This window comes from Tardiphaga sp. P4_G1 (assembly GCF_056401215.1).
The window spans coordinates 134,530-147,784 of record NZ_JBFUJU010000013.1 but is presented as its reverse complement, the minus strand read 5'-3'; the positions used below and the strand labels follow the sequence as shown (position 1 = coordinate 147,784).

At 63.2% G+C, this 13,255-nt stretch carries 13 protein-coding genes; 11 read left to right on the top strand and 2 right to left on the bottom strand.

What is annotated here, in order from left to right:
* Positions 1-12 precede the first annotated feature (12 nt).
* Positions 13-2,301, bottom strand: a complete 2,289-nt coding sequence (locus AC1DUY_RS27275) for a transglycosylase domain-containing protein (protein ID WP_441229240.1) — start codon at positions 2,299-2,301, stop codon at positions 13-15.
* A 291-nt stretch (positions 2,302-2,592) separates the two neighbouring features.
* Here AC1DUY_RS27275 and AC1DUY_RS27270 point away from each other — a divergent pair, with 291 nt between their 5' ends.
* Together AC1DUY_RS27270 and AC1DUY_RS27265 are read left to right on the top strand one after the other, a co-directional pair.
* Positions 2,593-3,105 carry a YcgN family cysteine cluster protein gene (locus AC1DUY_RS27270; protein ID WP_068730717.1) on the top strand — a complete coding sequence of 171 codons (513 nt, stop codon included), beginning with the start codon at positions 2,593-2,595 and terminating at the stop codon, positions 3,103-3,105.
* 193 nt (positions 3,106-3,298) lie between these two features.
* Positions 3,299-4,912, top strand: a complete 1,614-nt coding sequence (locus AC1DUY_RS27265; RefSeq protein ID WP_478118378.1) for an MDR family MFS transporter — start codon at positions 3,299-3,301, stop codon at positions 4,910-4,912.
* 19 nt (positions 4,913-4,931) lie between these two features.
* Here the strand turns inward: AC1DUY_RS27265 and AC1DUY_RS27260 are convergent, their stop codons facing one another.
* The gene (locus AC1DUY_RS27260) at positions 4,932-6,419 is read right to left on the bottom strand and encodes a serine hydrolase (protein WP_478118376.1); all 1,488 of its coding nucleotides are present in this window, start codon (positions 6,417-6,419) and stop codon (positions 4,932-4,934) included.
* Positions 6,420-6,649: 230 nt separating this feature from the next.
* Here AC1DUY_RS27260 and AC1DUY_RS27255 point away from each other — a divergent pair, with 230 nt between their 5' ends.
* The 9 genes from AC1DUY_RS27255 to AC1DUY_RS27215 all read left to right on the top strand — a co-directional run bounded on the left by AC1DUY_RS27255 (position 6,650) and on the right by AC1DUY_RS27215 (position 13,245).
* Positions 6,650-6,814 (top strand): Flp family type IVb pilin, encoded by a 165-nt coding sequence (locus AC1DUY_RS27255; protein ID WP_093759013.1) that lies wholly within the window; start codon positions 6,650-6,652, stop codon positions 6,812-6,814.
* 166 nt (positions 6,815-6,980) lie between these two features.
* On the top strand, positions 6,981-7,265 hold the full coding sequence (locus AC1DUY_RS27250; RefSeq protein WP_176454702.1) for a DUF3551 domain-containing protein: 285 nt from the start codon (positions 6,981-6,983) through the stop codon (positions 7,263-7,265).
* 29 nt (positions 7,266-7,294) lie between these two features.
* Positions 7,295-7,603, top strand: coding sequence for a DUF3551 domain-containing protein (locus tag AC1DUY_RS27245; protein ID WP_478118374.1), 309 nt, complete (start codon positions 7,295-7,297; stop codon positions 7,601-7,603).
* 283 nt (positions 7,604-7,886) lie between these two features.
* Positions 7,887-8,054 carry a hypothetical protein gene (locus AC1DUY_RS27240; RefSeq protein WP_176454703.1) on the top strand — a complete coding sequence of 56 codons (168 nt, stop codon included), beginning with the start codon at positions 7,887-7,889 and terminating at the stop codon, positions 8,052-8,054.
* 74 nt (positions 8,055-8,128) lie between these two features.
* Positions 8,129-8,854 carry a hypothetical protein gene (locus tag AC1DUY_RS27235; protein ID WP_478118372.1) on the top strand — a complete coding sequence of 242 codons (726 nt, stop codon included), beginning with the start codon at positions 8,129-8,131 and terminating at the stop codon, positions 8,852-8,854.
* Positions 8,823-10,094, top strand: coding sequence for a DNA-packaging protein (locus AC1DUY_RS27230; protein WP_478118447.1), 1,272 nt, complete (start codon positions 8,823-8,825; stop codon positions 10,092-10,094). Before AC1DUY_RS27235 ends, AC1DUY_RS27230 begins: the two co-directional genes overlap by 32 nt.
* A gap of 36 nt (positions 10,095-10,130) precedes the next feature.
* Positions 10,131-11,336 (top strand): phage portal protein, encoded by a 1,206-nt coding sequence (locus AC1DUY_RS27225; RefSeq protein WP_478118370.1) that lies wholly within the window; start codon positions 10,131-10,133, stop codon positions 11,334-11,336.
* A gap of 207 nt (positions 11,337-11,543) precedes the next feature.
* Positions 11,544-12,374 carry an outer membrane protein gene (locus tag AC1DUY_RS27220; RefSeq protein WP_231077348.1) on the top strand — a complete coding sequence of 277 codons (831 nt, stop codon included), beginning with the start codon at positions 11,544-11,546 and terminating at the stop codon, positions 12,372-12,374.
* 172 nt (positions 12,375-12,546) lie between these two features.
* Positions 12,547-13,245 (top strand): metallophosphoesterase, encoded by a 699-nt coding sequence (locus AC1DUY_RS27215; protein ID WP_478118369.1) that lies wholly within the window; start codon positions 12,547-12,549, stop codon positions 13,243-13,245.
* Positions 13,246-13,255 lie beyond the last annotated feature (10 nt).

Sequence of the window (13,255 nt, the reverse complement as noted above, 5' to 3'; positions counted from 1 at the left end):
ATGATAGCAGCTTCAGTTCTTGCGCGACGCGGGGGCGGTTGCGGATGTGGTCGTTTTGGCATCCGGTGCATCATTCGCCGACGCGTAGCTCTCGGGGAAGGCCAACGCGGAGGAGGCGCGGGGCTTCAACGGTTCGTTGGATGATGTGCGGCCGGCGGTCTTGCCGGCGTCGTCGAGCAGCTTCTCGACACGCAGCAGGACGTCGGCGCCGCGGCGCGTCAGCACCGGCGGCGGGCCGGGCTTGGCGTCCTGCGCGTTGGCGGCCATGACGGATGAGACGGCTGCGGCAGGATTCTTGGTACCTGCGCCGACACCCGGGATTTCCTTGATCTCGATCCCCTGATGGGCTGCGACCATGATGTCGTGCCATGTCTGCGCCGGCAGCGAGCCGCCGGTCATGCGGTTGGTCGGCGAGTAGTCGTCATTGCCGTACCAGACTGCACAGCTGAAGTTGCCGGTGTAGCCGACGAACCAGGCGTCGCGATACGCATTGGTGGTGCCGGTCTTGCCTGCTGTCGGAATGCCGTCCAGCGCCGCGCGGCGCGCGGTGCCTTCGCTGACCACATGGCTCATCATGCCGGCCATATCGGAGGCGACGGAGGCGGGGATGGCCTGCAACTGTTTCGGACCATCGCGGTCGAACCGCCAGACGAGGTCGCCGGCGCCGGTACGGACTTCCAGCACGGCATGTGGCTTCGACGAGCGCCCCTTGTTCGGGAAGGTCGCATAGGCGACGGCGTGTTCGAGCACGGTGACTTCGGTGGAGCCGATCGGCAGCGACGGCGTATCAAGCAACGGCGCCGTGATGCCGAAGCGGCGCGCGGTCTCCACGATCTTGACGCGGCCGGCCTTGGCCGGATTCTGCGCGCCCTTGCCGAGCGCAATCGAAATCTTCACCGGCACGACATTGATCGAACGGGTGATGGCCTGCGTCAGCGTGACGTTGCCGGAATAGGAGTGGCCATAGTTCTGCGGGCACCAGTTGCCGATACAGACCGGGCCGTCGAGGATGATCGAGGTCGGCTTGTAACCGTTGAGCAGTGCCGTCGTGTAGACATAGGGCTTGAACGACGAACCGGGCTGGCGCATCGCGTCCACCGCGCGGTTGAACTGGCTTGCGCCGTAGTCGCGGCCACCCACCATGGCGCGGACGCCGCCTTCGAGGTCCGACACCACCGTGGCGGCCTGCGTCGCATGATAGTCGCGGCCGAACTGGCGGAGCTGGTTTTCGACGGCGGCTTCGGCGGCGCGCTGCACATTCATATCGATGGCGGTGCGGACCACGAAAACGCGTTCGACATAGGATTTCGGGAATGTATCGACGAGCTTGCGCATCTCGTCGAAGGCCCAGTCGAGATAGTAGTTCGGCGAGATTTCCTGACGACGATCGACGGCGACGGCGGGATTGCGCCGCGCACCGAACACCTGACCTTCGGTCATGAAGCCGGCATCGACGAGGTTGTCGAGCACCACGTTGGCGCGGGCGCGGGCGGCGGGCAGGTTGATATGCGGCGCGTATTTGGTTGGGGCCTTGAACAGGCCGGCGAGCATCGCGGCTTCCGCGAGGTTCACGTCGCGCGCGGATTTGTTGAAATAGAAATGCGCTGCGCCGTCGACGCCGAACGTGCCGCCGCCCATGTAAGCGCGGTCGAGATAGAGTTTCAGAATTTCGTTCTTGGTCAAGCGGGTTTCCAGCCAGATGGCCAGGAACGCTTCGTTGACCTTGCGCTCGATGGTGCGCTCGTTGGACAGGAACAGGTTCTTCGCGAGCTGCTGCGTCAGCGACGAGCCACCCTGGCGTACGCCGCCGGCCTGCGCGTTGGTGACCAGAGCGCGCGCGGTGCCGGCGATGTCGATGCCGAAGTGATCGTAGAAGCGGCGGTCCTCGGTGGCGAGGGTGGCCTTGATCAGGTTATCCGGGAAATCTTCCAGCGGAATGGAGTCGTTGTGCTTGATGCCGCGGCTGCCGATCGGATTGCCGTAGCGATCGAGGAACGTGACCGCGAGGTCGGATTTCTTCAGCCAGTCTTCATCGGCGGTTTCGCGAAACGCCGGCTGCGCCAAAGCGAGCATGAGGATGAGACCGCCAAGGCCAATGGTGGCCATTTCCGACAGTGGCTCGATGAACACCCAGCGCTTCCAGCGACCGACATAGAAGCGATCCATGAACGTGGAGTAGCGCTCCCAGAGTTCGCGGGTGCCGCGGCCAGACGAGAACAGGCCGGAATCGATGCGCGCATCCAGATCCAGCAGGAAATGCCGGAACTTGGTCTTCCAACGGGATGGCACGATCTGAGGCACAGGGGCCCTTGGTTTGTTGCAGCGCTCGCGTGCACCCACCGGCACCGCGCGGACGTCATGCTGAAATAATGCGGCAACCCGGCGGCAGGTTTGCGGCCGCCGGAGAGTCGTTCAAGTTCTAGCCGAGCAGGGCAGATAAACCAATGGCATTGCTTATCATTTGCACGACAGGGCTAACAGCTTGCCGGTTTTGCCCTTGTTTGCGAGCCGGCCGACACGATGTTGCTTGCAGAGCCTGCACCGCAACTCCTAGAAGGGCGTTTCGCCGCAACCTGGATTGATTCAAATCGCATGACCGCGCGTCCCCCGCGTCCTTCCGCACAGGAGGGAATGTTCTGGAAAACCAAGACGTTGGAAGAGATGTCCGGCGCCGAGTGGGAAAGCCTGTGCGACGGCTGCGGACGCTGCTGCCTGGAAAAGCTGGAAGACGAGGATACCGGCAAGATCTATTACACACATGTATCCTGCCGATTGCTCGATGCGGGTCTTTGCGCCTGCAAGGATTATCCGAACCGCTCCGACCATGTTCCCGATTGCGTGCGGCTGACCCCCGACAATGTCCGCACCCTGAGCTGGCTGCCGCCGAGCTGCGGCTACAAGCTCGCGGCCGAGGGCCGCGATCTCTACTGGTGGCACCCGCTGATCTCGGGCAGCGCTGACACCGTCCATGAAGCCGGCGTATCGGTCCGCGGGCGGGTCGAGGGCAGCGAGGACACGATCTCCGACGACGAGCTGCAGGATCACATCGTGACCTGGCCCGCGCTGCTGCCGCGCAAGGCGAAGCTGAAGAAGCGGCCGGCGTAGAATCCGCGGCGCGCGGTGTTCGATCACGCGCATATGACGCTCAGATGATCGCCGCGGGACGCTCCCATGCAAGGAAACAACTGTTGCTGCACGGGGCGGGGGAATAGATTTCTTCCAAAGAGAGTCTGTGCGCGGGAGTTTGCGCCGATCTGGCTCTCCCGTTACCTCCCAAGCCCTTTGAATCCGAAGTTTCATGAACAAGTTCGAACGACAGAGCCGGTCAGCGGCCGATGATCAGGTATTGTCCGGGGAAATCCCGTCTGATGCGGTCCTGTCGGATGAGCTCGCGCAGGAACTGTCGCGGATCCCCACGGAAGTGATCGAACCCGGCGACGCGCCTGCTGTCGTGAAGGCGCCGCTGACCCCCGCCGAAGTCCGCACCATCCTGATGAGCCTGTTGCTGACCATGTTCCTGGCAGCGCTCGACCAGACCATCGTCGCCACCGCGCTGCCGACCATCGGCCGGCAATTCGCCGATGTGAACAACCTGTCCTGGGTCATCACCGCCTATCTGCTCGCATCGACCGCGGTGGCGCCGGTGTTCGGCACGCTCAGCGATATCTATGGTCGCCGCGCCATGATCATCACCGCGATGTCGCTGTTCATGGTTGGCTCGATCATGTGCGCATTGGCGCCGAACATGATTGTGCTCATTATCGCGCGCGCTTTGCAGGGCCTCGGCGGCGGCGGCATCCTGCCCATCGTACAGGTGGTGATTTCCGACGTGGTGTCGCCGCGTGAGCGCGGCCAGTATCAGGCTTATTTCAGCGGCGTGTGGGTAGCGGCCGGCATCGGCGGCCCGATCATCGGTGGGCTGTTCGCCGAACATCTGCACTGGTCCATGATCTTCTGGATCAACATTCCGCTCGGCGTGGGATCGCTGGCGCTGTTGTTGCCGAAGATGAAGAAGCTTCCTGTGTTTCATCGCCGCCGCAAGGTCGACTGGCTGGGCGGCATGCTGCTGATGGCCTCCGCCGTTGTCTTCATGCTGGTGCTGACATGGGGCGGCACCAAATTCTCCTGGGCGTCGCCGACCATCGTCGCGATGATCGGCGCAGCAGCGGTGATGGGTTTCGCCTTCATCTGGCATGCGATCCATCACGATGAGCCGTTCCTGCCGTTACCGCTGATGTCGGGCTCGGTGGTGCCTTTCGCGATGGCCGCCGGCGGCTGCGCGATGGGTGCGATGCTCGGGCTGACCGTACACATGCCGCTCTATTACGAAGTGGTCTACGGCCTGACTGCAGGTCAAGCCGGCGTTGCGCTGATCCCGATCGCGGCGGTGTCAGTCGGCGGCGCTGCCTTTGCCGGCCACATGATGACCAAGGCCAGGCACTACAAGCGCGTCGCCATCGCCGGCACCGCCATGTCGGCGCTGATGGGTCTGGCGCTGGCGCTCGCGACGCCGCTGCCACTCTGGGCGCTGCTCACGATGCTCGGCCTGTTCTCCATCGGGCTCGGCACGGCATTTCCGGTCAGCCTGGTGTCGATCCAGAACGCCGTGCCACGCCCGCAGATCGGCACCGCGACCGGCGCCATGAACTTCTTTCGCGCGCTGATGGCGTCCTTCACCGTCGCCGCCTTCACCACCATTCTCCTGATGGCGCTCGGCACGGACATCTCGATCTCAGGCGAGCATGCCGCCAGCACGCATCCGATTGCGGCCAGCGATATGGTCAGCGCCTTCCGTTACGTGTTCGAAGCCGCGGCAGCCCTGCTGGCGCTGTCGACACTGTTCCTGTTGCTGATGGAAGAACGCCCGCTGGCCGGGCCGGCAAAGGCGAAGCCGTCGCTGGTTTCGGAGTAGGCGAAGCCGTCATCCGACTTCAGGCATGTTCCGCTGCAATGCGTGTGAAGGCGATGTCCTTGACCAGCGGTTCGAGCGGGACTGCCACGCTCGCAATATTCCCGTCGCGGCCGGTGGAAAATGAGAGGGAAAGCCCGCCCGGCATCAGGCCGCCCGGCGACTCGGGTGCCTCTGGCAGCTCGAACGTGTCCGAGTTTCGATGTGCGAGCGGCTCCGACATGCCGCGAAACGCCCAATATAATTTGCCTGCGGCATGCGTGATGGTCATGCAACCGTAGCCTGGATGCGCGTAGTCACCGGCATAATCCGCGAGGTTACGGGGCCGCTGGGCGGCCGGCGTCGGTGCCGCTTTCCCAGCCTGCAGCCAGGCCTCGTACTGCGTCACGAATTTGCGGCGTTGCTCGCGGAAGCGATCGAAGCAGGGTACCGGTTCCTTGCCGCAGACGCGGTCGAAGACATAATTCGCGAGGATGTGCGGAGCGAGTATCGGAGTCATGCCGTTGTTGGCGAGCACCGCGACACCGACGCCCCGATCGGGCAACATCATCATCAGCGCGTTCGTGCCGGTGAAGCCGCCTCCGTGCCACACCACGCGTTCTCCGCGATACCAGTGCGAGCGGAAGCCGAAACCGTAATGCACATCGCTGTATTCGGCGAAGCCGGTTGCCCCGACATGCACCCGCGGCTTCTGGAGCTCCTGTATCAGGCTGGATGACAGAAGACGTTGTCCTTCAAACGCGCCCTGGCCGAGATGAAAGCGAAGCCAGTTCGCGAAGCTTGCAATCGACGTGCTCATGCCGCCCGCAGCCGGCACGCTGATGGGCCAGAGTTTCGTGCGCTGACAAATGTCTCCCATCATCCCGTAGGGCACGGCCGCGTCGGTAGCTGCGGCAAGCTCCTCCACAGTGAACGTCACCTTCATGTCCAGCTTGTCGGTCAGCGAGCGGGTGAAGTCGGCCCAATACCGGCCGCTGACGCGCTCGGCCACCATGCTCGCAATGAGGTAGCCGAGGTTCGAATACTGAAAGGCGCTGCGAATGTCGGCGCTCGGTTCGAGATAGGGCAGCGCTGCCAGCATTTGGGCGGGTGGCAGATCGCCGGGCAGCCAGATCCAATCGTGACGTGGCAATCCGGAATGGTGGCATAGCAGATCGCGCACCGTGACGCGGTCGCTCGCAACGGTGTCATAGAGCCGGAATTCCGGGATATATTCCCGCACCGGCTTCTTCCAATCCATGCGTCGCTCGTCAACCAATAGAGCCAGGCCCGTAGCAGCGAACGACTTCGAGACGGACATGATTTGAAACTGCGTATCCGTCGTGACGTTCAGGCCGACTTCGATATCGCGAAGGCCATAGGTCCCGACGAACGCAACCTCCAAGTCTTGCACGATAGCGACGGCGAGGCCCGGGACCTTCCACTCCTTCATGACCTCTACGACAAGATGCTCGAATTCGGGAATGAACGCCGCGACGGATTGGCTGCATGCGACAGGTTCAGATGCCATTGGGACAAGCCTCGACACTTCTGGTTAAGCGCAAGCTGAAATGCAGACGATACCCGGCTCCACGATACTCCCAAGTCCCGCTGCTCCGGGCGAGCGCACACATAGTTACCGCATGATTAATTCATAATTGAGCCTGTTGGTGAACCTTCCTGCAACCTCTGCCGCTTAGGTTGAGTGCAGTTTTCAGGGGACGGCGTGGAAGAAATCCGCGGCCGTATGAGGAGATTTCCGTGTTGCGTTTGATTTCGAAATTTATCGACGATGAGTCCGGTGCAACGGCCATCGAATATGCGCTGATCGCTGCCGGCATCAGCCTCGCGATCATCGTGGCTGTGCAGGGCCTTGGTACCACGCTGAACGGGCGCTACGCCGCCGTGAATACCTCGCTGAAATAGGGCAGCGAAGACCGGCCGGTGCCGGGCGCGCCGCCATTGCAATCGACAAAAGACATGGCTGTCTTGTCGAAACGCAATGTCGTGAATGTCCTATCGATTGCGGTGTTGCACCCTATATGATCGTGCGCGGGCCTCGAGCCTGCGCATTTTCATATGGATGACCATCATGACATTGAATTCGCGTTTGAAGCTTTCGGCATTGGCCGGTTTGGGATTTGCGGCATTCGTCCTCGCGGGAGCAACGCCGGCCTCGGCGGCTGGTGCGCAATTCTGCATCGCCCAGAGTGGCGCCAACGGCGAATCCTCCTATGTCAGCAACTGCATCTTTTCTGACTACCAGCAATGCATCAATGCTGCCGTCGGTACGCGAGGCAACTGCGTGGGCAATGTCGAGTATCGCGGCGGAGCTGCCACGGAACCGGCGCCCCAACGTCGCCGGCGCGCGCGGTGAGTGATCGCCCGCTCGTGAAGGACGCATCGATGACAACAAGGATTCGCGGGCTCTTATGGGCTGTGGCTGCGATCACCATCGCATCGGCCTCATTGCCGGCTCTGGATCCTGCGCAGGCGCGGCCATCGGTCGCGGCCCGCTCAGGTATTCCGCCGTTCTGCGTGTTGACCGGCGGCCCTCGCGGGCCGGGAAGTGTTCCGCAGATCTGCCGGTTCTTCGACTATCAGCAATGCCTGCAGGCCGCGGCCGAGCTGCGCGGCAATTGCGTGATCAATATCGACTATCCCGGCAAGATCACCGGCGTGCCGGGAGCGGCGTGGTCGCAGCCGCCGCGATAGCCAGCGCGTTGATTGCGCGGACAAAATTCCAATTTAAGGACTAAATTCAAAATATAGGATTTTTAGCCTTGACAGCGTCGCGCTGTCGAAGTAGCTTTACGGCATGCTCCACAATTGGGTTCGCAGGAAACGCCGCTGCTGATTGGCGGCGAAGCTGCGCCGTCGCTGTTCAGCCCGATGTGGCAGTGAATACCCGGAACATCGATCCAAATCCCGCGTTGCTTTCCACACGGTGCCGCAAGGAATCTCATCGGCATCCAACAGCAAGCCAAACGAGGGTGCCATGATAATCAGGAATTCGGCAACCAAGCAAAAAGAGCAGATCGTCGAATCCGCGACGGAGGCACGCCAGGCCGAACCGGGCCCGTCGATCCTCGCGCTTTTGGCGATCAGCCTCGGCCTCGCTGTGTTGATCCTCGGCGTGGTCTGGTTTGTGTTCTTCAGGACGTGATCGGTTTCGGCGATCGGCCGATCAGTTTCAGTCAGTCCGGCATGATCGACTGACAGCAGCAACGAGTTCCCAACATGGTCAGAAAGCCTATAGCCCGCCCGGCGAGAAAGCCGGCGCGGGCTGCTGTCGTTGTGAAGGCCGCGCGGAAACCAAGGGCGGCGAAGAAGAGCTCCAAGAACTCGAAAGTAAAGAATTCACAGAAAATATGGAGCGCCGTTGACCCGGCCACCATGGAAGCAGCCGCTGAAAAAATCCGGGCCAGTGTGGCGGCCCGGAAGAGGACGATTGCGGCAACGACAATCTTCGCCGGACCGGGGAGGCCGAAACCAGCATCCGCTGCTGAAGTTGATATACCTCCAACTCAAATCAAGAAGCGACCGGCCGCAATGAAAGCTGTTACCAAGAAGCGGTCCAGCGCTCCGCGTGCAAGACGGCGAACGGCCGTCGATCGATTCAATGATTTGCCGCCTGACGCGCCGCTGACCGATCGCGTTACCCATGCCATCGAACGCGAACTCGATTCGATCCAGAAGATCGTTGGACGCCGGCGCTTGAATGAAGCGTTGCGCACAGAGGCCGAGCGCCGCGCCCGCACGCTGGCTTCCCTAGCGCGCACATTGACCGAACTGAAGAAAGTGCAGGGCGGCAACGAACAGAGGCCCGCCGAAGATGACGACCGCCCCCGAGACCTCGACGAACTCCGTCGACGCATTGCTGAACGTCTTGCAAGACGGCCTGGCGGGCGACCGCCAATTCCTGTCGACGGGAATGACGCGGGGCGAGAGAGGCTTCCTGAGTGAGTGCTGGAATGTCTTCGCGCATGCGCATCAGGTGCCGCCTGACATCGCGCCGAATGGTGCGCCGTGGCTGACATGGCTCATGATTGGGGGACGAGGCGCAGGCAAGACACGCGCCGGTGCCGAATGGGTGCGTGCGCAGGCGCTCGGTCAGGCGCCACTGGCGCACGAAAAAGCCCGTCGCATTGCGCTTGTTGGCGAAACCGAACACGACGTGCGTGAAGTGATGATCGAGGGAGTGTCCGGGCTGCTCAGTGTGCATCCGGATCACGAGCGCCCGGTCTGGATGCCGTCGCGCAAGCGGCTGGAATGGAGCAACGGCGCGGTCGCTCAGGTGTTTTCCGCGGAGGACCCCGAGAGCCTGCGCGGCCCGCAATTCTCCTGCGCATGGTCCGACGAGATGGCGAAGTGGCGCTATGCCGAAGCCACGTTCGACATGCTGCAATTCGGGCTGCGGCTGGGCCACCGGCCGCGGCAGATGATCACCACGACGCCGCGGCCGACGGCGCTACTGAAACGCCTGATGGGCGATCCAACGACAGTGACGACGCGCGCCGCAACCGTAGTGAATGCGTTCAACCTCGCGCCGACGTTTCTGCAGAGCGTGATGGATCGCTATGCCGGCACGCGGCTCGGCCGACAGGAGCTCGACGGCGAAATCATCGAGGATCGGCCTGACGCGCTGTGGTCGCGGGGGCTGCTCGAACAGTGCCGCGTGCGCGAGGCACCGCCGTTGCAGCGCATCGTCGTGGCGGTTGATCCGCCGGTGTCGTCCGGCAAGCGCGCAGACTGCTGCGGCATCGTTGCCGCGGGGATCGCCGAGGGCGGCATCGTCTATGTGCTGGCCGACGACACCGTCTCGTCGGTGACGCCGACGGCCTGGGCCAACAAGGCGATCGCACTGTGGCGCCGGCTGGAGGCCGATGCGCTGGTGGTGGAAGTCAATCAGGGCGGCGAGATGGTGCGCAGCGTGATCAACGAAGTGGATCACACCGTGCCGGTGACGCCGGTGCGCGCCTTGCGCGGCAAATGGTTGCGCGCCGAGCCGGTGGCGACACTGTACGAGCAGGGCCGCGTCAAACACGTCGGCAGTTTTGCTGCGCTGGAAGACGAGATGTGCGACTTCGCGAGTTCGGGGCTGTCGTCGGGGCACTCGCCGGATCGCCTGGACGCCATGGTCTGGGCTGTCGCCTCGCTGGCGCTGGTGCCGCGCGGGGATGGGCCAAGGATCAGGGTGTTGTGACCTCGTGTCCCGTGCACAGTTGAATTGGATCATATCATGTTCGATCGCTTGAAAGCCTATCTGGCAGCACCCGAGGCGAAGGCGTCGCGCACCGGGCGCGTGCTCGCATTCGAGAGCGGCGGGCGGGCGCGCTGGACGCCGAAGGATTTTGCGGCGCTCGCCCGTGAGGGCTATCTGTCGAATGCCATCGTGCACCGCGCCGTGCGATTGATCGCCGAGAATGCGGCGGCGTGCAGCTTTCTCGTCTTCGACGGTGCGCTGGAACGCGAGGCGCATCCGCTGGCGCAACTCCTGACGCGGCCGAACCCGCGGCAGGATGGCGGGGTGTTCTTCGAGACGCTCTATGCGCATCTGCTGCTCGCCGGCAATGCCTATGTCGAAGCCGTGACGCTCGACACGCAGGTGCGACAGCACGAGGTGCGGCAGCACGAGGTCCGCGAACTCTACGCGCTGCGGCCGGACCGCATGAAAGTCGTGCCCGGCAGCGACGGCTGGGCCGAGGCCTATGACTACAGCGTCGGCGGCCGCAGCGTGCGCTTCGATCAGCAGGCGTCGGGCGTACCGCCGATCCTGCATCTGACTTTCTTTCATCCGCTCGACGATCACTATGGTCTGGCACCGATCGACGCGGCCGCGACGGCGCTCGACACCCACAATGCCTCGTCGAAATGGAACAAGGCGCTGCTCGACAATGCGGCGCGGCCGTCGGGTGCGCTGGTCTATGCGGGACCGGAGGGATCGGTGCTGTCCGAGCCGCAATTCGATCGCCTCAAGCGCGAACTCGAGGGCAATTATCAGGGCGCCGCCAATGCCGGGCGTCCGCTGCTGCTGGAAGGCGGGCTCGACTGGAAGGCGATGTCGCTGACGCCGAAGGACATGGATTTCCTCGACGCCAAGCACAACGCCGCGCGCGAGATCGCGCTGGCTTTCGGCGTGCCGCCGATGCTGCTGGGGATCCCCGGCGACAACACATTCGCGAATTTCCAGGAAGCCAACCGCGTGTTCTTTCGCCAGACCGTGCTGCCGCTGGCGGCGCGCACCGGCAGCGCGCTGGCGCAATGGCTGGCGCCTGCGTTCGGTGACGGCATCCGCATCGACATCGACACCGACCGCGTGGATGCGCTCGCCGCCGATCGCACCGCGCTATGGGAGCGCGTCAGCAGCGCGGACTTCCTGACGCTGAACGAGAAACGCGAAGCGGTAGGCTACGCGCCGGTGGAGGGCGGGGACCGGCTGGGGTAGGGGCCTGACTGCAACGCGTTCTCCAAGCGGTGCGGACGGACCCGCCCGACGTTATGGACAGACGCGAACAGTACTGGAGTGTATTGCGCATTTGTTCACAATCAGGGGTTGAGTTTGACCGTGGGTGTTGCCGTCGCGTGACAGCATTCGGGCCGTGGGCGGCCTAGGATCGCTGACATAATAAGACGACAGACTTGGGAGATTCTCGTGAACAAGATCATTCTGGCAGCTTCGGTTCTCGCCTTGAGCGCAACCTCTGCATGGGCCGCTGATATGGCGCCGCGCCCATACACGAAAGCGCCGGTGATGGTCGATCCCGTTTACAGCTGGACCGGCTGGTATATCGGCGGCAATGTCGGCTACGGCTTCGGTCGCAGCGGAGCCGATACGGTTCTCGATCCGACCAGCAGCTGGGCCATTGAATCGCCTGCTTTCCGCAACGAACTGATCGGCCTCAGCAACCAGCGCTACAGCCCGCAGGGCGTGGTCGGCGGTGGGCAGGTCGGCTACAACTATCAGGTCGGCAGCTGGGTGTTTGGCCTCGAGGCCGATATCAACGCGTCCGGCATGAGCAAGACGATTGCCTTGTCGGGCCTCAATGGTGGCTTCATCACCCGCAATTTCACGGAGACCACCAAGAGCGACTGGTTCGCCACCGTGCGTCCGCGCCTGGGTTACGCGGTGAACAATACGCTGTGGTACGCCACCGGCGGTCTGGCGGTCGGCGATGTGCAGGGCAGCTGGACGCTGCTGTCGAGCAATGGCTACAACAAGACCGGCTCGGGCAGCGAAACCAAGGTCGGCTGGACGGTCGGCGCTGGCGTCGAGCATGCCTTCCAGCCGAACTGGACGGTGAAACTCGAATATCTCTACACCGACCTCGGCAGCATCTCCTATAACTCGACCTATATTCCGGGCAGCACCTTCGCTCCGCCGGGCTTCAACTACCGCGAGAATATCTCGCAGGATTTCACATTCCATACCGTGCGCGTCGGTTTGAACTACAAGTTTGGCAGCCCGGTGGTTGCGCGCTACTGATGACCTGAAATCTTCTCCCGAAAACGCAAGAGCCCGGCCTCGTGCCGGGCTTTTTCTGTGGTAATGCACGGAGCGTGCGGCTCATGTCACATGAATGACGGAGAACGGGACGTATCACCGCTGCCCAGTTGCGCCGGTGGAGAGATCGCGCCGGTTGGGATATGATTGCGCGATGCCCCGCACCTACGTCATTCCTGATCTGCACGGCCGACGCGATTTGCTCGATGCGGCACTGCTGCGGATCGAGACGTATGCGGGCGGCAAGGAAGCCACCATCGTCGTGCTCGGCGACTATGTCGACAAGGGGCCGGACTCGCGCCGCGTCATTGCGCGGCTGCGGGCAGGGGTGGCACCGGGCTTGCGGCTGGCGATGCTCAAGGGCAATCACGATGCGCTGATGGTGGCGGCGCTGCGCGGCGATGTGGCGATGGCAAACTGGATGACGAAAGGCGGCGATACCGCGCTCGCCTCCTATGGCGGCGACATCGCCGATGTGCCGGTGCATGACATCGACTGGCTCGACGGCCGGCCGCTGTGGCACATGGATGCGCATCGCATCTATGTCCATGCCGGCGTCGATCCCGCGCTGCCGCTGGCGCAGCAGGATCCGGTATTGCTGATGACCAAGCGCTATGCGGATGATGACGCGTCCGGCCATGACGCAGGCGAGGGCGCGCGCCATGTGGTGCACGGCCATGACCGCCATGCCGATGGCCCATTGCTGAAACAGGGTCGCAGCAATCTCGACACCTATGCCTGGAAAACCGGGCGGCTGGTGATCGGCGTGTTCGATGACGCGCTGCAGGGCGGGCCGGTGGAGCTGATCGAGATCACCGCGCCGCCGGCGCCGGAGCGCACCGCCACGCCTTGAGGCGGATATG

Bases quoted from the DNA above. Each gene is read 5' to 3' on its own strand.
- AC1DUY_RS27260 (WP_478118376.1), bottom strand. From the start codon at position 6,419: ATGGCATCTGAACCTGTCGCATGCAGCCAATCCGTCGCGGCGTTCATT.
- AC1DUY_RS27215 (WP_478118369.1), top strand. From the start codon at position 12,547: ATGCCCCGCACCTACGTCATTCCTGATCTGCACGGCCGACGCGATTTG.
- AC1DUY_RS27235 (WP_478118372.1), top strand. From the start codon at position 8,129: ATGGTCAGAAAGCCTATAGCCCGCCCGGCGAGAAAGCCGGCGCGGGCT.
- AC1DUY_RS27230 (WP_478118447.1), top strand. From the start codon at position 8,823: ATGACGCGGGGCGAGAGAGGCTTCCTGAGTGAGTGCTGGAATGTCTTC.
- AC1DUY_RS27265 (WP_478118378.1), top strand. From the start codon at position 3,299: ATGAACAAGTTCGAACGACAGAGCCGGTCAGCGGCCGATGATCAGGTA.
- AC1DUY_RS27250 (WP_176454702.1), top strand. From the start codon at position 6,981: ATGACATTGAATTCGCGTTTGAAGCTTTCGGCATTGGCCGGTTTGGGA.
- AC1DUY_RS27270 (WP_068730717.1), top strand. From the start codon at position 2,593: ATGACCGCGCGTCCCCCGCGTCCTTCCGCACAGGAGGGAATGTTCTGG.
- AC1DUY_RS27225 (WP_478118370.1), top strand. From the start codon at position 10,131: ATGTTCGATCGCTTGAAAGCCTATCTGGCAGCACCCGAGGCGAAGGCG.
- AC1DUY_RS27245 (WP_478118374.1), top strand. From the start codon at position 7,295: ATGACAACAAGGATTCGCGGGCTCTTATGGGCTGTGGCTGCGATCACC.
- AC1DUY_RS27240 (WP_176454703.1), top strand. From the start codon at position 7,887: ATGATAATCAGGAATTCGGCAACCAAGCAAAAAGAGCAGATCGTCGAA.